Source organism: Ancylobacter oerskovii, assembly GCF_018390555.1.
Lineage (GTDB): Bacteria > Pseudomonadota > Alphaproteobacteria > Rhizobiales > Xanthobacteraceae > Ancylobacter > Ancylobacter oerskovii.
The window spans coordinates 59,517-77,417 of the sequence record NZ_JAHBGB010000023.1 but is presented as its reverse complement, the minus strand read 5'-3'; the positions used below and the strand labels follow the sequence as shown (position 1 = coordinate 77,417).

15 protein-coding genes are annotated in these 17,901 nt (G+C 70.6%); 6 read left to right on the top strand and 9 right to left on the bottom strand.

Annotation, left to right across the window (positions count from 1 at the left end):
* Positions 1-58: 58 nt before the first annotated feature.
* From arfB to KHC19_RS11015, 3 genes are all read right to left on the bottom strand, one after another.
* Positions 59-490 (bottom strand): alternative ribosome rescue aminoacyl-tRNA hydrolase ArfB, encoded by a 432-nt coding sequence (gene arfB, locus KHC19_RS11025; protein ID WP_213352405.1) that lies wholly within the window; start codon positions 488-490, stop codon positions 59-61.
* Between the two features lie 28 nt (positions 491-518).
* Positions 519-1,007, bottom strand: a complete 489-nt coding sequence (locus tag KHC19_RS11020; RefSeq protein ID WP_213352404.1) for a cyclic nucleotide-binding domain-containing protein — start codon at positions 1,005-1,007, stop codon at positions 519-521.
* 82 nt (positions 1,008-1,089) lie between these two features.
* The gene (locus KHC19_RS11015; protein ID WP_213352403.1) at positions 1,090-1,776 is read right to left on the bottom strand and encodes a response regulator transcription factor; all 687 of its coding nucleotides are present in this window, start codon (positions 1,774-1,776) and stop codon (positions 1,090-1,092) included.
* A 182-nt stretch (positions 1,777-1,958) separates the two neighbouring features.
* On the opposite strand from KHC19_RS11015, the gene KHC19_RS11010 reads away from it, so the two are divergent.
* A complete protein-coding gene (locus tag KHC19_RS11010; RefSeq protein WP_343207691.1) occupies positions 1,959-2,513 on the top strand; it encodes a L,D-transpeptidase family protein in 555 nt (184 codons plus the stop codon).
* On the opposite strand, the gene KHC19_RS11005 is transcribed toward KHC19_RS11010, so the two are convergent.
* On the bottom strand, positions 2,510-3,226 hold the full coding sequence (locus KHC19_RS11005) for a YggS family pyridoxal phosphate-dependent enzyme (RefSeq protein WP_213352401.1): 717 nt from the start codon (positions 3,224-3,226) through the stop codon (positions 2,510-2,512). The two genes, KHC19_RS11010 and KHC19_RS11005, sit on opposite strands and share 4 nt — an antisense overlap.
* A gap of 158 nt (positions 3,227-3,384) precedes the next feature.
* Here KHC19_RS11005 and KHC19_RS26345 point away from each other — a divergent pair, with 158 nt between their 5' ends.
* The 4 genes from KHC19_RS26345 to holA all read left to right on the top strand — a co-directional run bounded on the left by KHC19_RS26345 (position 3,385) and on the right by holA (position 9,555).
* A complete protein-coding gene (locus KHC19_RS26345; RefSeq protein WP_213352400.1) occupies positions 3,385-5,121 on the top strand; it encodes a sensor domain-containing diguanylate cyclase in 1,737 nt (578 codons plus the stop codon).
* Between the two features lie 126 nt (positions 5,122-5,247).
* The gene (gene leuS, locus KHC19_RS10995) at positions 5,248-7,887 is read left to right on the top strand and encodes a leucine--tRNA ligase (protein ID WP_213352399.1); all 2,640 of its coding nucleotides are present in this window, start codon (positions 5,248-5,250) and stop codon (positions 7,885-7,887) included.
* A complete protein-coding gene (locus tag KHC19_RS10990; RefSeq protein WP_213352398.1) occupies positions 7,874-8,524 on the top strand; it encodes a hypothetical protein in 651 nt (216 codons plus the stop codon). The genes leuS and KHC19_RS10990 overlap by 14 nt, the downstream gene beginning before the upstream one ends.
* A gap of 5 nt (positions 8,525-8,529) precedes the next feature.
* Positions 8,530-9,555 (top strand): DNA polymerase III subunit delta, encoded by a 1,026-nt coding sequence (gene holA, locus KHC19_RS10985; RefSeq protein WP_213352397.1) that lies wholly within the window; start codon positions 8,530-8,532, stop codon positions 9,553-9,555.
* Between the two features lie 61 nt (positions 9,556-9,616).
* On the opposite strand, the gene KHC19_RS10980 is transcribed toward holA, so the two are convergent.
* The 5 genes from KHC19_RS10980 to mnmE form a co-directional block, all read right to left on the bottom strand.
* Positions 9,617-10,528 carry a ParB/RepB/Spo0J family partition protein gene (locus tag KHC19_RS10980; protein ID WP_213352396.1) on the bottom strand — a complete coding sequence of 304 codons (912 nt, stop codon included), beginning with the start codon at positions 10,526-10,528 and terminating at the stop codon, positions 9,617-9,619.
* Positions 10,529-10,538: 10 nt separating this feature from the next.
* Positions 10,539-11,426: a ParA family protein gene (locus KHC19_RS10975; protein WP_213352395.1), complete on the bottom strand. Its 888-nt coding sequence runs from the start codon at positions 11,424-11,426 to the stop codon at positions 10,539-10,541.
* 67 nt (positions 11,427-11,493) lie between these two features.
* Positions 11,494-12,168, bottom strand: a complete 675-nt coding sequence (gene rsmG / locus KHC19_RS10970) for a 16S rRNA (guanine(527)-N(7))-methyltransferase RsmG (RefSeq protein WP_213352394.1) — start codon at positions 12,166-12,168, stop codon at positions 11,494-11,496.
* A 94-nt stretch (positions 12,169-12,262) separates the two neighbouring features.
* Positions 12,263-14,113 (bottom strand): tRNA uridine-5-carboxymethylaminomethyl(34) synthesis enzyme MnmG, encoded by a 1,851-nt coding sequence (gene mnmG, locus KHC19_RS10965; protein WP_213352393.1) that lies wholly within the window; start codon positions 14,111-14,113, stop codon positions 12,263-12,265.
* Between the two features lie 226 nt (positions 14,114-14,339).
* Positions 14,340-15,707 (bottom strand): tRNA uridine-5-carboxymethylaminomethyl(34) synthesis GTPase MnmE, encoded by a 1,368-nt coding sequence (mnmE, locus tag KHC19_RS10960; RefSeq protein WP_213352551.1) that lies wholly within the window; start codon positions 15,705-15,707, stop codon positions 14,340-14,342.
* A 102-nt stretch (positions 15,708-15,809) separates the two neighbouring features.
* Between mnmE and KHC19_RS10955 the strand changes: the two genes are divergently transcribed.
* Positions 15,810-17,840, top strand: a complete 2,031-nt coding sequence (locus KHC19_RS10955; RefSeq protein WP_213352392.1) for a thioredoxin domain-containing protein — start codon at positions 15,810-15,812, stop codon at positions 17,838-17,840.
* Positions 17,841-17,901: the final 61 nt, after the last annotated feature.

Below are 17,901 nucleotides of genomic sequence, written 5' to 3'. Positions count from 1 at the left end.
ACCATACCGCCGAAGCCCACCCATCGACGTCGCTACGGCACCGCAAGGAAAGAGCCGGCTATTCCTCGCCCCCGCCGCCCGGCTTGTCGCGCCGCAGCGCCTTGACGCCGGAACGCCGCGCCTTGCCTTCCAGCCGGCGCATCTTCGAGCCCAGCGTCGGCCGGGTGGGGCGGCGCGTCACCGGCACCACCGCCGCCTCGCGGATCATCTCGACAAGGCGGGCGAGGGCGTCCTCGCGGTTGCGCTCCTGGGTGCGGAAGCGCTGGGCGGAAATGACGATCACCCCGTCATTGGTCAGCCGCTTGCCGGCTATCTTTTCCAGCCGCTCCTTCACCGCCTCGGGCAGGTTCGGCGAGGCGCGCACGTCGAAACGCAGCTGCACCGCGCTCGACACCTTGTTGACGTTCTGGCCGCCGGGCCCGGAGGCGCGCACGAACGCCTCGACGATCTCCTCCTCGGCGAGGCTGATGCGGTTGGTGACGGGGATCATGGCGCGACATCCGCTCCGGCGGCGCGCCTCAGCGCCCGCCCGCCGGCGTGCCGATGGCGTCGAGCCGGCGGCGCACGCCTTCGAGTTCGCCCAGCGTGGCGCTCACCCGCGCGCTCAGCGTCTCGGCGAGGCGCACCGCCGATTCGGGATAGCTCTCCACCGTGCGCATGAAGATGACGCGCGGAATGCGCAGCACCGCGGAGGGCTCCAGCGCGATGGCGGTGGCCGGCCGCTTGGTATCGGTGATCAGCGCCACCTCGCCGAGCAGCGTGCCCGGCCCCACTTCCTCATTGTGACCGGGCTTGGCGCTGCGCTCGGGATTCTCGTGGGAGACGCGCAGCCGGCCGCTCACCACCACATAGGCGGCATCGGCGAACTGGCCCTCGCGGAACAGCACCTCGCCCTCGTTGAGGCTGCGCGTATCGGCGCTGATGGCGATCACCCGCAGCCCCTCGCGGCCGAGCAGCTGCAGGAGCGGCACGCCTTCGAGCAGCGCTATGTCGTCCTCGATGGCCATCGCCCGGCCCACCTCCAGCGCGCGGGGGCGAATCGCCCACGCGAATCAGCAGTCGCGCGCGAGTGAATCACCTGCCGCGCGGTCAGGGTACCAGTTTGTAGCCGCCGGCCTCGGTGGCCAGCAGATTGGGATGCGAGGGATCCTTCTCGATCTTCTGGCGCAGCCGGTAGATATGCGTCTCCAGCGTATGGGTGGTGACGCCGGAATTGTAGCCCCACACCTCCTGCAGCAGGATCTCGCGCGCCACCGGCTTCTTCCCCGCCCGGTAGAGATAGCGCAGGATCGCCGTCTCCTTCTCGGTGAGGCGGATCTTGGAATTGCGCTCGGTCACCAGCATCTTGGCGCCGGGGCGGAAGGTATACGGCCCGATGGTGAACACCGCGTCCTCGCTCGCCTCGTGCGAGCGCATCTGGGCGCGGATGCGGGCGAGCAGCACCGCGAAGCGGAAGGGCTTGGCGACATAGTCGTTGGCGCCGGCTTCCAGCCCCATGATGGTGTCGCTGTCGGTGTCGTGGCCGGTCAGCATGATCACCGGCGCCTTGAAGCCCTTCTGCCGCATGGCGCGCACCGCCTCGCGGCCGTCGCCGTCCGGCAGGCCGACATCCATCAGCACCAGGTCGATGCGGCCGGCGTCGACGGCCTCCTGCGCGGCGCGGCCGCTGTCGGCGGCCACCACCTCGAACTCGTCATAGAGGGCGAGCTGCTCCACCAGCGCCTCGCGCAGTTCCCTGTCGTCGTCGACCACCAGAACTCTTTGAGCATTCGCCATCTGTCAGCTTCCGATCGCTTGAGTTGCCCTGCCCGTGCCGTCGTTCGAAACGCAGGCGTGATATCAGCTTCGACGTCGATCACGTTTCCCGACTAGGCAGGCTCGGCCCCTTCGGCAAGAGTGGCCGCGTCGCCAAACGGCGATACAGCCGGCCCCGTGACGTGATCGTGAACGGAAAACGCGTGAAGAAGAAGAGGTTTCACAAAGAAAAGCCGGGGACGATCTCCCGGCTGCGCGTCGTCGCCCGGCCCGGATGCCCCACCAGAGGCGTGGTCATCGGCCCCGGATTCGCGGCGCCGGTGGCGCTCGGGCGTAGCGGGATACGGCACGACAAGCGCGAGGGCGACGGCGCCACCCCGGCCGGCAGGTGGCATCCGCTGCAGCTGCGCTGGCGCGCCGATCATGGCCGCCGGCCGGCGAGCCGCCTTCCCCTGCATCGCACCCGCCCGGAGGATCTGTGGTGCGACGCGCCGGAGCACGGACGCTACAACCGGCCGGCGCGCGCGCCGCTCGGGGCCTCGCATGAGGAGATGTGGCGGCCGGACGATCTGTACGACCTGGTGGTGGTGCTCGACCACAACCAGCGCCCGCGCCGCGCCCGGCGCGGCTCGGCGGTGTTCCTCCATCTGGCGCGCCCCGGCTTCGAGCCCACGGCCGGCTGCATCGCCTTCCGCCGTCCCGACCTGCTGCGGCTCCTGGCGCGTATCGGGCCCCGCACCGCCCTCGTCGTCGGCTAGCCCGCCGGGATCGGCGGACGCCCGCCGAAAATGGCGCTGCCGACCCGCACATGGGTGGCGCCCAGCGCCACCGCGGTCTCGTAGTCGCCGCTCATGCCCATGGACAGCGTCGCCAGCCCGTTGCGGCGGGCGATGGTGGAGAGCAGTGCGAAATGCGGCGCCGCCGGCTCCTCCGCGGGCGGGATGCACATCAGCCCTTCCACCGGCAGGCCGTAGTCCTCGCGGCACATCCTGATGAACGCATCGGCCTCCAGCGGCGCCACCCCGGCCTTTTGCGGTTCCTCGCCGGTGTTCACCTGCACCATCAGCCGCGGCGCCTTGCCGTCCGCCCGGGCGATCTCCTTGGCGAGCTCCTTCGCCAGCGAGGGCCGGTCGAGCGTATGGATGACGTCGAACAGCGCCAGCGCCTCGCGCACCTTGTTGGTCTGCAGCGGCCCGATGAGGTGCAGCTCGGCATCGGGGTATTCCGCCTTCAGCTCCGGCCATTTCGCCTTGGCTTCCTGCACCCGGTTCTCGCCGAAGCGGCGGTGGCCGGCGGCGAGCGCCGGACGGATCGCCTCGGCATCGAAGGTCTTGGACACGGCGATCAGCTTCACCGCCTCGGCCGGCCGGCCGGCATCGCGGCAGGCGCGGGCGATGGCGGCCTCGACCTCGGCGAGCCGAAGCGCGACGGGGGAGGGGGCGGAAGAAGCGGCGGGAGGGGCGGCGCTCATGCGGGCATCCTTCGGACGGCGACGGACAGATGCTCCATATGCCAAGCAATGACGCGATTTGACAGACGGCAGGCGCGATTTCGCCCGTCCGTCCTTGCCGCGTGCCAGGACACGGGTTAGCGTCGCTTCCCGTAGGTCAGAGCACATACGACGCATCGGTGACGAACGATCGGGGTGCCGACGGCACCTCCTCTCCCCGCGCTTCCTGGTTGCAGCTTCCCCGCACGGTCCGTTCGCGAACGCGAACCGTCAGCCTCCGGGCGCGCCTCGCGACCTTCGTGGTCTGCGTCATGACGCTGGTGATCGGCGAGCGCAGCGTCAGCATCTTCAGCCTCCACGCGGAGGCGGTCGAGCAATCCCGCCTGCGGGCCATGGAGTTGGTGCAGCAGGGCATCAGCCGATACGCCGAGGAATTCGCCGCCGCCAACGCCGTCCTGACCACGCTGGCCACCGACATGGCGCTGGCGGCCAAGGCCGACCCGTCGGACGAGCCGCCGCCCCAATGCACGCGCCTGTACACCGTGCTCGATGCCGCCCCCAGCATCGAGAGCCTGGGCCTCGCCGACACCGACGGCCATGTGGTCTGCACCACGACCCCCGAGGCGGAGGGCCTCGACATCGGCGAGCGCGAATATTTCCGCATCGCCATGCACGGCATACGCAACTTCAGCACGGTGAAGCAGAGCTTCGTCACGCAGTCCCCCGCCATATACATGGCGGCGCCGGCGGTGGAGGAGGACGGCCAGGTCCGCGCGGTGGTGGTGGCGCGGCTGGGGATCTCCGGCCTGTTCCCGGATTCCTACACCACCGACCTCGACCTGCGCTCGCAGGTGCTGCTGATCGATCCCACCGGAACCGTGATCCGCGCCACGCCCGACGACGGCACGCTGGCGGGGCAGGACCTGCGCCATAGCCCCGTCGTCGAGCAGGCCCTGGCACGCACCCTCGGCACGCTGATCGCCGAGGGTGCGGACGGGGTGCCGCGCCTCTACGGCTATAGCCGCCTGCCCCGCAGCAACATGCACCTCATCGTCGGCCTCGACATGAGCGCGGTGACGCGCGAGGTCGAGCGGGCGACCTGGCGGGCGGCGATGACGCTCCTGGTCGCCACCCTCGTCATGCTGCTCGGGCTGTGGCTGGTCGGCGAGACGCTCATCGTCGCGCCCGTGCTGGCGCTGTCGCAGCGCCTCACCCGCTTCGGCCAGGGCAAGCGGGAGGACGACGGCGCCGGCGGCAGGGTGGTGATCGCCGAGCTGGCGCCGCTGGCTTCCGCCTTCGAGGCGATGGCGGAGGAGCTGACGCGCCGCGAGGACGCGCTGCGCAGCGCCAACCGCCGGCTGAGCTCGCTGGCCAGCCTCGATCCGCTCACCGGCATCGCCAACCGGCGCAGCTTCGACGCCGTCTTCGCGGTTCAATGGAGCACGGCCCGGCGGCTCGGCCTGCTGATGATCGATATCGACGATTTCAAGCCCTACAACGACCATTTCGGCCATTTGGAGGGCGATCGCTGCCTGAATCGCGTCGCCCAGGCGCTCGCCTCCGCCGTCCAGGGCAACGATGTCGTCGCCCGCATCGGCGGGGAGGAGTTCGCGGTGCTGATGCCGGATGCGACGCCGGCCGCCGCCACCGAGCTTGCCGAGCGGCTGCGCGCCACCGTGCGAGAGCTCGGCATCGCCCATACCCCGTCGGTCGGCGGCCCCGTCACCATCAGCGTCGGCGGCGCCGCCTGCACGCCGGCGCCGGAGTTGCGGGGCAGCGACCTGATGATGGCGGCCGACCGGGCGCTCTATGCCGCCAAGGAGGCCGGCCGCAACCGCGTCCGCATCGCCGGCCACGTCTACCCGGCCGGCGGAGAGGCCGGCACCGCGCCGGCACCGGGCGCCGCCGGAGGTTGACCGGAGCGCCGACTTCGTGCCCTAGTCCGGCGCCGCCGTTCCGCGCGTGCGATTTTCCCGCGCGCGACCGCCCGGCTCGCCACATCCCGCCCGCCTTTCACGACTGCGACGACAAGACCGGCTTCCATGACATCGCCTTCGCCCCAGACATCGACCACCACCGAGCGCTACAATGCCCGCGAGGCCGAGCCCCGCTGGCAGAAGATCTGGGACGAGCGCGGCATCTACCGCACCGCCAACGGCGATCCGCGGCCGAAATACTACGTGCTGGAGATGTTCCCCTATCCGTCGGGACGCATCCATATCGGCCACGGCCGCAACTACGTCATGGGCGACGTGGTGGCGCGCTTCAAGCGGATGAAGGGCTTCAACGTCCTGCACCCGATGGGCTGGGACGCCTTCGGCCTGCCGGCCGAGAACGCCGCCATCGAGCGCAACACCCATCCGGGCAAGTGGACCTACGAGAACATCGCCACCATGCGCGAGCAGCTCAAGCTGCTCGGCCTGTCGCTGGACTGGTCGCGCGAGATCGCCACCTGCGATCCCTCCTATTATGGCGAGCAGCAGCGCATCTTCATCGAGTTCCTGAAGGCCGGCTTCGTCTATCGCCGCGAGAGCGAGGTGAACTGGGACCCGGTCGACAACACCGTGCTCGCCAACGAGCAGGTGATCGACGGCCGCGGCTGGCGCTCCGGCGCCCTCGTCGAGCGCCGCAAGCTCGCCCAGTGGTTCTTCCGCATCTCCGACGCCTCCGAGGAACTGCTCGCCGGCCTCGACACGCTGGAACGCTGGCCGGACAAGGTGCGCCTCATGCAGCGCAACTGGATCGGCCGCTCCGAAGGCCTGCATGTCCGTTTCGCGCTGGAGAACGCTGCCGCGGAGCTGCCGCAGGAAATCAAGGTCTACACCACCCGCCCGGACACGCTGTTCGGCGCCTCCTTCCTGGCGCTGTCGCCCGGCCACCCGCTGACCGAGGCGCTGGCAGCGGGTGATCCGGCGTTGAAGGCCTTCGTCGAGGAATGCCGGCGCGGCGGCACCTCCACCGCCGAGATCGAGACCCAGGAGAAGATGGGCTATGACACCGGCCTGAAGGTGGCCCATCCGCTCGGCGGGCCGTCGGTGCCGGTCTATGTCGCCAATTTCGTGCTGATGGATTACGGCACCGGCGCCATTTTCGGCTGCCCGGCGCATGACCAGCGCGACTTCGACTTCGCCACCAAGTACCGCCTGCCGATCGTCCCGGTCGTGCTGCCGACCGGCGCCGATCCGGCACAGTTCTCGGTGGCGGACGGCCCCTATGACGGCGACGGCACGCTGTTCAACTCGCAGTTCCTCGACGGCAAGAGCGTGCCCCACGCCAAGGAAGCCGTGGCGCTGCGCCTCGAGAACGAGATCCGCGGCAACGAGCCGGTCGGCGAGCGGGCGGTGAATTACCGCCTGCGCGACTGGGGCATTTCGCGCCAGCGCTACTGGGGCTGCCCGATCCCGGTGATCCATTGCGAGAGCTGCGGCCCTGTCCCGGTTCCCGAGGACCAGCTGCCGGTGCGCCTGCCCGAGGACGTCACCTTCGACCAGCCCGGCAACCCGCTCGACCGGCATCCGACATGGAAACATGTCGCCTGCCCGCAATGCGGCGCCCCGGCCCGGCGCGAGACCGACACCATGGACACCTTCGTGGATTCGTCCTGGTACTTCGCCCGCTTCGCTTCCGAGCCCGGCACCGCGCCCTTGCAGAAGGACGCCGCCGACGCCTGGCTGGCGGTCGACCAGTATATCGGCGGCATCGAGCACGCGATCCTGCACCTGCTCTATTCGCGCTTCTTCATCCGCACGCTGCAGAAGATCGGCCGCGTCTCGGTGAAGGAGCCGTTCGCCGGCCTGTTCACCCAAGGCATGATCGTCCACGAGACCTACAAGGACCAGGCCGGCAAGTGGCTGTTCCCGGAGGAGGTCGAGAAGCGCCCGGACGGCACCGCCGTGCGGGTCGGCACCGATGAGCCCGTCACCGTCGGCGCACCGGAGAAGATGTCGAAGTCGAAGCGCAACGTCGTGCCGCCGGAAGTGGTGGCCGACACCTATGGCGTCGACTGCGCCCGCTGGTTCATGCTCTCCGACACCCCGCCGGAGCGCGACAGCGAATGGACTAGCGCCGGCATCGAGGGCGCCTGGCGCTTCGTGCAGCGCATCTGGCGGCTGGTCGGCGACACCGTGGCGCTAGCCCCGGCGGCCACCGCCGCGCCCGCTGATTTCGGTGCCGAATCGACCGCCCTGCGCCGCGCCTCCCACCGTCTGGCCGCCAATGTCGCCGACGATGTCGAGCGGCTGCGCTTCAACGTCGCCGTCGCCCGCGTGCACGGCTTCGCCAACGAGTTCGGCGACGCCCTCTCGGCCGCCCGCAAGGCGAAAACCGTGGCGCCCGACCTCGCCTTCGCCCTGCGCGAGGCCGCGTCGATCCTGGTGTCCGTCATCGCGCCGATGGTGCCGCATCTCGCCGAGGAATGCTGGACGGTGCTCGGCGGCGCCGGCCTCGCCGCCACCGCTCATTGGCCGGCGAGCGATCCCGCCTTGCTCGTCGACGACAGCGTGACGCTGCCGATCCAGATCAACGGCAAGAAGCGCGGCGAGATCACCGTGCCCAAGGCGGCGAGCCCTGCCGAGGTGGAGCAGGCGGTGCTGGCGCTCGATCTCATCGCCGAAGCCCTCGACGGGCGCGCACCGAAGCGTATCATCGTGGTTCCGCAGAGGATCGTGAATGTCGTCGCCTGAGCTGTCGCGCCGCCCCGCGCCCACCCGCCGCCGCCTCTTCGCCCTCGCCGGCGTCGTGCTGCTGTCCGGCCTCACCGCCGGCTGCTTCCGGCCGATGTACGCCAACAGCACCAACGAGGCCGGCACCGGCCTCCAGGACCAGCTCGGCGACGTCGAGGTGGTGTTCGCTCCCGGCCGCGTCGGCAACGAGGTGCGCAACGACCTGATCTTCGCCCTCACCGGCGGCGCCGGAAATCCGGTCGGCGCGCCGTACCGGCTGGTGCTGAACGTCACCGACAACACCACCGCGGCCATCATCGACCCGATCTCCGGCCTGCCGGAAGTCGAGATGATCACCGTCGATTCGAAGTGGCAGCTCTTCGAGGCCGGCAACGACAAGAAGCCGGTCATGGCCTCCAATGCCTATGGCAAGGCCTCCATCGATTCGGGCTATCAGCGCTTCGCCCGCGCCCGCGCCATCCGCGACGCGCAGAACCGCGCCTCCACCGTGGTCGCGCAGACCATCCGCACCCAGCTCGCCGTCTATTTCTCCACCAAGGGCGGGGCGACCGTCAGCCCGAATTCCGCCTCGACCCTCGTCACCGATCCCACGACGCCGGTCATCGGTACCCCGACCTCCGCCCGCCCGCGGAACTGAGCGTCATGGTCGCCGTCCGGCCCGCGGATGTCGAGGCCACGCTGTCGCGCATCGATCCGCTGCGGCCGGTGCTGCTGCTGTTCGGCCCGGATACCGGGCTGGTGCGCGAGCGCGCCCGCAGCTTCCTCGCCAAGGCCGGCGAGGGCTCCACCGATCCCTTCGGCCTGGTGCGGCTCGACGGCGACGAGATCGCCGGCGATCCCGGCCGGCTGGTCGACGAGGCCGGGACGGTGGCGCTGTTCGGCGGGCGCCGGGTGATCTCGCTGCGGGCCGGCGCCAAGAACGTCGTCCCAGCCGTTGAGGCGCTGCTCGCCATGCCCGCGCTCGAGGCCGTGGTGGTGATCGAGGCCGGCGACCTGAAGAAGAACGCCCCGCTCCGTTCCGCCTGCGAATCCTCGCCGCGCGCGCTGGCCGTCGCCTGCTATGCCGACAGCGAGCGCGACCTCGCCCGGCTGATCGACACCATGACCGCCGGCGCCGGAATCGCCATCGACCGCGACGCCCGCGAGGAACTGATGGGCCTGCTCGGCGGCGACCGCCTCGCCTCGCGCGGCGAGATCGAGAAATTGCTGCTCTACGCCGCCGGCGAGCCGCGCATCACCGCCCGGCACGTACGCGACATCGTCGGCGACGCCTCGGCGCTGGCCCTCGACGAGGTGGTGGATTCCGCGCTCGCCGGCCTGTCGGCGGAGGCGGCGGAGGCCTATCGCAAGGCGCTCGGCGAAGGCATGCGCGGTGACGTCATCCTCGGCTCGGTCGCCCGCGCCGCGCAGGGGCTGCATCTGATGCGGCTTGCCATCGAGGCCGGCGGCAGCGTCGAGCGCGCCCTCGACGGCGCCCGCCCGGCGATCCATTTCCGCCGCAAGCCGTTGGTGGAGAAGGCGTTGCGCAGCTGGACCGCCGCCCGGCTGGAACGGGCGCTGCTGACGCTCGACGACGCCCTGCTCGCCGCCCGGCGCAACGCCGCCCTCGGTCCGGCGCTGGCGGAGCGGGCGCTGCTGCAACTGGCCGCCACCGCCCGGCGGGGATGAGGCGGATCGTTCCGTTCTCGAATCGAAGCTTTCGCCGCAACGGGCGCCCGGTTGAGGCGCCTCAGCCGGCCGACAGCCGCCGGCACACCTCGTCCAGCTGCTCCAGCGAGGCGTAGCGGATGCGGATTTCGCCGGACTGGCCGTCATGGCGCAGGCTCACCGCCAGGCCGAGCACGTCGGAAAGCTGCTTCTCCAGCGCCCTTGTGTCGGCGTCGACCTCGCGCGGGGTGCGCGGCTTGCGCGCCGGCTTGCCCTCGGCGCGGGCCTTGGCTTCGTTGAGCTCCTGCGCCAGCGCCTCGACGGCGCGCACGTTCAGCCCCTGCTCGACGATGGCGCGGGCGATGGTCTCCGGGTCGTCCTGCGTCAGCAGCGCGCGGGCATGGCCGGCCGAGAGCCGCCCGTCGGCGAGATAGGCCTTCACGCCGTCCGGCAGCTTGAGCAGCCGCATGGTGTTGGCGACATGCGAGCGGCTCTTGCCGATCACCCGCGCCAGATCGTTCTGCGAATAGCTGAACTGTTCGGCGAGCTGCTGATAGCCCGCCGCTTCCTCCAGCGGGTTGAGATCGGCGCGCTGGACGTTCTCGACGATGGCGATCTCGAGTGCCTCGCGATCCGAGACGTCGACCACCACGATCGGCACCTCGTGCACGCCGGCCCGCTGCGAGGCCCGCCAGCGTCGCTCGCCGGCGACGATCTCGTAGGCGTCGCGCTGGCCGGCCAGCTGCCGCACCACGATGGGCTGGATGATGCCGCGCTCGCGGATCGAATTGGCGAGATCCTCCAGATCGGCCTCGACGAAGGTCCGCCGCGGATTGGCCGGGTTCGGCCGCAGGAAGGCGAGCGGCACTCGCCGGGCACCGCCCGCCGGGGTCGCGCGCTCCGACGCCCCCGGGGCATCGTCGCCGAAATCGCCGATCAGCGCCGCCAGGCCGCGCCCCAGACGCGAACGTCCGCCGTCTTCCGCCATCGCCATGAACGCCTCCTCAGAGTGCCGTCGCCGCGCGCAGATTGCGCTCGCGCTGTATTATTTCGGATGCGAGACGAAGATAGGCCTGCGACCCGACGCATTTGAGATCGTAGAGCAGCACCGGCTTGCCGTAGGACGGCGCCTCCGACACCCGCACATTGCGCGGGATGATGGTCTCGTAGACCTTCTCGCCCATGAACTGCCGCACATCCTCCACCACCTGGTTGGAGAGATTGTTGCGCGCATCGAACATGGTGAGCACCACGCCGTGGATCGACAGGCCGGGATTCAGCGTCTGCCGCACCTGCTCCACCGTCTTCAGCAGCTGCGACAGGCCCTCCAGGGCGAAGAACTCGCATTGCAGCGGCACCAGGATCGCATTCGCCGCCGCCATGGCATTGACAGTGATCAGGTTCAGCGAGGGCGGGCAGTCGATCAGCACATAGGTGAATTCGAGGGATTCGTTTCGTGCCAGAGACGAATCCCCGTTCAGCCGGCGCACCGCGTCCCGCAGCCGATAGGCGCGGTCGCGCGCGGTGGCCAGCTCCAGTTCCAGCCCGGACAGATCCATGGTGGACGGCGCGATATGCAGCCGCGGCACCGCCGTTGGCAGCGCCGCCTGCCGCAGCGAGACCTCGCCGCACATCACGTCATAGGTCGACATGCGGCGGTCCCGCCGCTCGATGCCGAGTCCGGTCGAGGCGTTGCCCTGCGGGTCGAGGTCGATGATCAGCACCGTCTCGCCGATGGCGGCCAGGGCGGTGCCGAGATTGATGGCGGTGGTGGTCTTGCCGACCCCGCCCTTCTGGTTGGCCAGCGCCAGCACCCGCGGCACCGCCGCCGGCGCACGCGGCGCGAGCGAGGCCGCCTCGCCGGATGCCGCCTGGTCGTCGATCTCGCTCATGGTCCGTTTCCGCCTTCCGCGAACCGCCGCTGCGGTTCAATCCCTTGCCAGGAGCATGCGCATGCGCTCATCCGCCGGCCTGCGATCCGCCCGGATCGCGATCGAGCGGCATGGCGTGATCCACCACCAGGATACGTCCGCCGGGATCCGTCACGCTCTCCGAAATTCGAGCCTCGATTCTCCAAGATTTAGAGGACTCGGTCAATTCGTTATCAACATCTTGTCCCTTCAGAAACAGGCCGCGGGCACCCTGCGCGAGGAAGGGAAAGCTCAGTTCCAGTAGTTTCGGCAGCGGGGCCAGCGCGCGGGCCGAGACGATTTCCACCCCGGCGGCGATCTGCGGCGCCACCTGTTCGATGCGCGCCGGCAGCACGGTGGCCGGCAGTTCCGCGATGCGGGCCGCCTCCCGCAGGAACGCCGCCTTGCGGCTGTCGCTCTCCACCAGCGTCACGTCCGCGCCCGGCCGCTCGGCCAGCGCCGCCGCCACCACCAGCCCCGGAAAGCCGCCGCCCGAGCCCAGGTCGACCCAGCGCGTCACCTCGCCGGCCAACGGCACCAGCTGCAGCGAATCGGCGATATGGCGGGTCCAGAGCTTGGGAAGCGTGCCCGGCGCCACCAGATTGATGGTGCGCTGCCACTTTTCCAACAGCGCCGCGATGGCGACGAGGCGATCCTCCGTTTCACGTGAAACAGGGGTCAGCGCCAAGGCGCGGCGGCGGTCATCCGAATCGGCGGTCATCATGCCTCCAGCATAGCGCCGCCGGCCTGCGGTAAAAATCCCGCAGGCGGCAAATGCCGGCGCTTATCCCTTGCCCACGCTGTCTCGAAACCCGCGCTCAGCGGGCCCGTCGCGCATGCGCCGCCAGCAGCGCCAGCGCCGCCGGAGTCATGCCGTCGATCCGTCCCGCCTGGCCAATGGTACGGGGCCGAATCGATTCCAGCTTGGCCTTGATCTCGTTGGAGATCCCCGCCAGCCCGCGATAGTCGAGCTCCGGCAGCTCGGCACTTTCCTCGCGGCGGAACGAGGCGATGTCGGCCTCCTGCCGATGCAGATAGACGGCATATTTGGCGTCGATCTCCACCTGTTCGCCGATGCCGGCATCCTCCGCCGCCACCTCCGGCCAGATGCGGCAGATGTCGGCCCAGCCCACATGCGGATAGGAGAGCAGGTCGAAGGCGGTGCGCCGCTGGCCGTCGCGGTTGAGCGTCAGCCCGTGGCGGTCGCCCTCCGCCGGGGTCAGCGACACCGAGCGTGCCCAGCCGCGCACCCGTTCGAGCGCCGCCAGCCTGCCGGCGAAGAGCCGCTCCCGCTGCGGCCCGATCAGGCCCAGCTCGGTACCGCGCGCGGTCAGCCGCTGGTCGGCATTGTCGGCGCGCAGCGACAGGCGGTACTCGGCCCGCGAGGTGAACATGCGGTAGGGCTCGCTCACCCCGCGGGTGACGAGATCGTCGATCATCACCCCGATATAGGCGGCGCTGCGGTCGAAGGTGACGCCGTCCATGCCGGCGGCGCGGCGCGCGGCGTTGAGCCCGGCGACCAGCCCCTGCGCCGCCGCCTCCTCATAGCCGGTGGTGCCGTTGATCTGCCCGGCGAGAAACAGGCCGGCCGCCTTCTTCGCTTCCAGCGTCGGCGCGAGCTCGCGCGGGTCGACATGGTCGTATTCGATGGCGTAGCCCGGCCGCAGCATCACCACCTTCTCCAGGCCGGGGATGGTGGCGAGCAGCGCCCTCTGCGCGTCTTCCGGCAGCGAGGTGGAAATGCCGTTCGGGTACACGGTCGGGTCGTCCAGCCCCTCCGGCTCGAGGAAGATCTGGTGCCCCTCGCGCTCGCCGAAGCGGACGATCTTGTCCTCGATGGACGGGCAATAACGCGGCCCGATGCTCTTGATGTTCCCGGAATACATCGCCGAGCGGGCGATGTTGGCGCGGATCACCTCATGGGTGGCAGACGTGGTGCGGGTGATGCCGCAGCTCACCTGCGGGTTGGGCAGGCGTTCGGTGAGCGCCGAGAACGGCTCCGGCGGCTCGTCGCCCGGCTGCATCTCCAGCGACGCCCAGTCGATGGTCCGCCCGTCCAGCCGCGGCGGCGTGCCGGTCTTCAGCCGGCCGAGCGTCAGCCCCAGCCGCGCCAGCGTGCCGGACAGGCCCAGCGCCGGCGCCTCGCCCATGCGGCCGGCCGGGGTCTGGCGGTCGCCGATATGGATGAGGCCATCGAGAAAGGTGCCGGTGGTCAGCACCACCGCGCCGGCGGCGAGTTCCCGCCCGTCGCGCAGCACCGCGCCGGCGACGACGCCGTCCGCCAGCCGGAGATCATGCGCCTCGCCCTCGATGACGGTCAGATTCGGCTGCGCCGCGATCGCCGCCTGCATGGCGCGGGCATAGAGCTTGCGGTCCGCCTGCGCGCGCGGCCCGCGCACGGCGGGACCCTTGCGGCGGTTGAGCAGGCGGAACTGGATGCCGCCCTGGTCGGCGACCCGGCCCATCAGCCCGTCCAGCGCGTCGATCTCACGCACCAGATGCCCCTTGCCGAGCCCGCCGATCGCCGGGTTGCAAGACATGGCGCCGATCGTGTCGCGCCGGTGGGTGATCAGCGCCGTGCGGGCGCCAAGCCGCGCCGCCGCTGCGGCCGCCTCGGTACCAGCATGGCCGCCGCCGATCACCAGCACGTCGAAACGCGTGTCGCTCATTCCGTTCGATCCTTCGGGCATGTCGGCGGTGTTGAAGCGCCAATTCACCGGCGCCGTCAAGCAGACGCTGGCCATCGCGGCCTTCGGCACCGGGTGCCGGCCGCCGGTTAAGGAAGCGTTCACCGTGATTCACGTGAAACAGTACGGCGGCGAATCGATGCCGGTCGCCGGCCGGTTTCACGTGAATCCATCCGCGGCCGGGAAAACCCGTGCCGGGGATATCGCCTCACTTGCCGATGCAGAACTCGCGGAACACCACGTCGAGCAGGTCCTCGACATCGATGGCGCCCGTCACCCGGCCGAGCGCGCGGGCGGCGAGCCGCAATTCCTCGGCGACCAGCTCGTCGCTCAGGGCTTCCCAGCCGGCGAGCGCCCGGCGCAGATGATCCGCCGCCTCGCCCACCGCCCCGCGCTGGCGCTCGCGAATCAACGCCGGATGCTCCGCACCGCCGGCACGCGCGGCGACGAAGGCGGCCAGCGCCCCGGTGAGCGCACCGAGCCCGGCGCCAGTACGGGCGGAGACGGCGAGAATCCGCGCCGCACCCGGCGTCGTGGTCGGCGCGGCGGCAAGGTCGCTCTTGTTCGCCACCACCCAGATCTCCGCGCCCGGCGGGGTGGCGATGTCCGGCACGATCTCGCCGGCGATGCCGGCATCGTGCACCCACAGCACCAGATCCGCGGCGTCGATGCGCGCGCGCGCCCGGCGGATGCCCTCCGCCTCCACCGCCCCACTCGCCTCGCGCAGCCCGGCGGTATCGATGAGCGTCGCCTTGTGGCCGTCAAGATCGAGCGCCACCTCCAGCACGTCGCGGGTGGTGCCCGGCTCGTCGGAGACGATGGCGACGTCGCGCGCGGCCAGTGCGTTCATCAGCGACGACTTGCCGGCATTGGGCCGGCCGGCGATGGCGATCGCCGCGCCCTCGCGCACCATGGCGCCGCGACGGTCGGCGAGCGCGGCGTCGAGCTCGGCGAGCAGCGCCTCCAGTCCCGGCCTGGCAAGCGCGCGGGCCTGCGCCGGCACGTCGTCCTCTTCGGCGAAGTCGATACCGGCCTCGACCAGCGCCATGCCGCGCACCAATGCCCCGCGCCAGGCCTCCACCCGGTCGGCGAGATGGCCGAAGGCGTGCGCCAGCGCCTGCCGGCGCTGTTGCGCCGTCTCGGCCGCGATCAGGTCGGCCAGGCCTTCCGCCTCGGCCAGGCTCATCCGGCCATTGAGGAAGGCGCGGCGGGAGAATTCGCCCCGCTCGGCTGGCCGCACCCCGGGCTGCGCGAACAGCGCCGCCAGCACCGCGGCGACCACCGCCCGGCCGCCATGCACCTGCAGCTCCGCCATGTCCTCGCCGGTGGCGCTGGCCGGGCCGGGGAACCACAGGACCAGCGCCGAATCCAGCCCCTCCCCGGTGCGCGAATCGGCAAGGCGCGCGAGGCTCGCCCGGCGCGGCGGCGGCAGCCGTCCGGCCAGCGCGCGCACCGCCTCCCCCACGCGCGGACCGGAGAGGCGGATCACCGCCACCGCCGCCGCGCCGGTACCGCTCGACACCGCCGCGATGGTATCGGTGGCGAGGGTCCGCGCCGCGACGCCGGCGTGAGCGATGGCCTCGGCGATTGTGCTTTCTTCCTGTCCGTTCACCGGCTACGCCCTAGTTTGAAGAGTCGCCATCCGCGCCAGAAACCCTCGTCCGACGGGAGAGACGCCGTGCCGAACCGCCTCGCCGACGCCGCCAGCCCCTACCTCATCCAGCACGCCGACAATCCGGTCGACTGGTGGGAATGGACGCCGGACGCCTTTGCCGAGGCCAGGCGCTCGGGCCGCCCGGTGCTGCTGTCGGTCGGCTATGCCGCCTGCCACTGGTGCCACGTCATGGCGCATGAGAGCTTCGAGGACGACGCCACGAGCGCCGTGATGAACGAGCTTTTCGTGAACATCAAGGTCGACCGCGAGGAACGGCCCGACATCGACCAGATCTACATGGCGGCATTGCAGCAGCTCGGCGTGCCCGGCGGCTGGCCGATGACGCTGTTCCTCGATGCCGAGGGCGCGCCGTTCTGGGGCGGCACCTATTTCCCGAAGGAGGCCCGCTACGGCCAGCCGGCCTTCACCGATGTGCTGAAGACCATGGCCAACGCCTATGCCTCCGGCGACCCGCGCATCGCCACCAATCGCGAGGCGCTGCTGCACCGGCTGCGCGAACGCGCGCGCCCCGAAGGCCGGGTGGTGATCGGCGCCAACGAGCTCGACGACGTCGCGACCCGCATTCTCGGCATCATGGATCCCGAGCATGGCGGGCTGAAGGGGGCGCCGAAATTCCCCAACACGCCCTTCCTCGAGCTGCTCTGGCGCGCCTATGAGCGCACCGGCCGCGAGCGCTTCCGCAACGAGGCGCTGCACGCGCTCGACGCCATGAGCGAGGGCGGCATCTACGATCACATCGGCGGCGGCTATTCGCGCTATTCGGTCGATGACCGCTGGCTGGTGCCGCATTTCGAGAAGATGCTCTACGACAATGCGCAGCTGCTCGACCTGCTCTCGCTCGCCTTCGTCGAGACGCATGAGCCGCTGTTCCGCGTCCGCGCCGAGGAGACGGTCGCCTGGCTGCAGCGCGAGATGCTGGTGGAGGACGGCGCCACCGCCGGTTTCGCCGCCAGTCTCGACGCCGATTCCGAAGGCCATGAGGGCCGCTATTATGTCTGGACGCTGAAGCAGCTTCTGGAAGCGCTGGGTGCCGCGGACGCCGAGTTCTTCGCCCGGCACTACGACATCACCCCGTTCGGCAATTGGGAAGGCGTTTCGATCCCGAATCGGTTGAAGGAGGTGGAACGCTCCGGCGCCGACGAGATCCGCCTCGCCATGCTGCGCGACAAGCTCCTGGCGGCGCGGTCGAAGCGGGTGCCGCCCGGCCGCGACGACAAGGTGCTGGCCGATTGGAACGGGCTGATGATCGCCGCGCTCACCCGCGCCGGCGGCCGGCTCGACCGGCCGGAATGGCTGGGACTGGCGAAGCGCGCCTTCGCCTTCGTGGTCGAGCATATGAGCCGCGGCGACCGGCTCGGCCACAGCTACCGGCAGGGCAAGCTGGTCCTGCCCGGCCTTTCCTCCGATTATGCCGCCATGGCCGGGGCGGCGCTGGCCCTGCACGAAGCCACCGGCGAGGAGGCCTATCTCGCCCGCGCCATCGCCTGGATGCAGGCGCTCGAGGCCCATCATGCCGGCCCGGACGGCGGTTATTATCTCACCGCCGACGATGCAGGCGAACTCATCCTGCGCCCCGACGCCACCCAGGACGATGCCGTCACCAATCCCAATGCGCTGGCGGCGCGCGTTCTCTCGCATCTCGCCGCCCTCACCGGCGACGCGCATTGGCGTGCCCGGCTCGACCGGCTGTTCGACGGCTTGCTGCCGCGCGCGGCGCCGCAGCTCTACAGCCATGCCGGCCTCCTCAACGCGCTGGATACGCGGTTGCGGTCGCCGGAAATCGTGGTGATCGGTGCGGCGGGCGATCCCGCCGCCGAAGCTCTCTGGGAAGCGGCGCGCCGGCTGCCGCTGATCGACGCGGTGCTGCAGCGGATCGAGAGCGCCGCCGGGCTTCCCGCCGATCACCCCGCGGCAGCGAAGGTGCTGGCGGCCGCGCAACCCTCGGCCTTCCTCTGCATCGATGCCGCCTGCTCGCTTCCCGTCACCGAGGCCAGTCAGCTGGCGGCGCTGCTGCGGACCTCACCGGCCGGGTGACGGGCTCGGCGTGCAAAGGAGCCCCTCTCCGCGTTCCTGTGGGCAAGCCTGTGGATAAGTC

What these genes read in the sequence shown, in the direction of transcription:
- arfB (WP_213352405.1), bottom strand. Translation starts at nt 490, where the DNA reads ATGATCCCCGTCACCAACCGCATCAGCCTCGCCGAGGAGGAGATCGTC.
- KHC19_RS11020 (WP_213352404.1), bottom strand. Translation starts at nt 1,007, where the DNA reads ATGGCCATCGAGGACGACATAGCGCTGCTCGAAGGCGTGCCGCTCCTG.
- KHC19_RS11015 (WP_213352403.1), bottom strand. Translation starts at nt 1,776, where the DNA reads ATGGCGAATGCTCAAAGAGTTCTGGTGGTCGACGACGACAGGGAACTG.
- KHC19_RS11005 (WP_213352401.1), bottom strand. Translation starts at nt 3,226, where the DNA reads ATGAGCGCCGCCCCTCCCGCCGCTTCTTCCGCCCCCTCCCCCGTCGCG.
- leuS (WP_213352399.1), top strand. Translation starts at nt 5,248, where the DNA reads ATGACATCGCCTTCGCCCCAGACATCGACCACCACCGAGCGCTACAAT.
- KHC19_RS10990 (WP_213352398.1), top strand. Translation starts at nt 7,874, where the DNA reads ATGTCGTCGCCTGAGCTGTCGCGCCGCCCCGCGCCCACCCGCCGCCGC.
- holA (WP_213352397.1), top strand. Translation starts at nt 8,530, where the DNA reads ATGGTCGCCGTCCGGCCCGCGGATGTCGAGGCCACGCTGTCGCGCATC.
- KHC19_RS10980 (WP_213352396.1), bottom strand. Translation starts at nt 10,528, where the DNA reads ATGGCGATGGCGGAAGACGGCGGACGTTCGCGTCTGGGGCGCGGCCTG.
- KHC19_RS10975 (WP_213352395.1), bottom strand. Translation starts at nt 11,426, where the DNA reads ATGAGCGAGATCGACGACCAGGCGGCATCCGGCGAGGCGGCCTCGCTC.
- rsmG (WP_213352394.1), bottom strand. Translation starts at nt 12,168, where the DNA reads ATGATGACCGCCGATTCGGATGACCGCCGCCGCGCCTTGGCGCTGACC.
- mnmG (WP_213352393.1), bottom strand. Translation starts at nt 14,113, where the DNA reads ATGAGCGACACGCGTTTCGACGTGCTGGTGATCGGCGGCGGCCATGCT.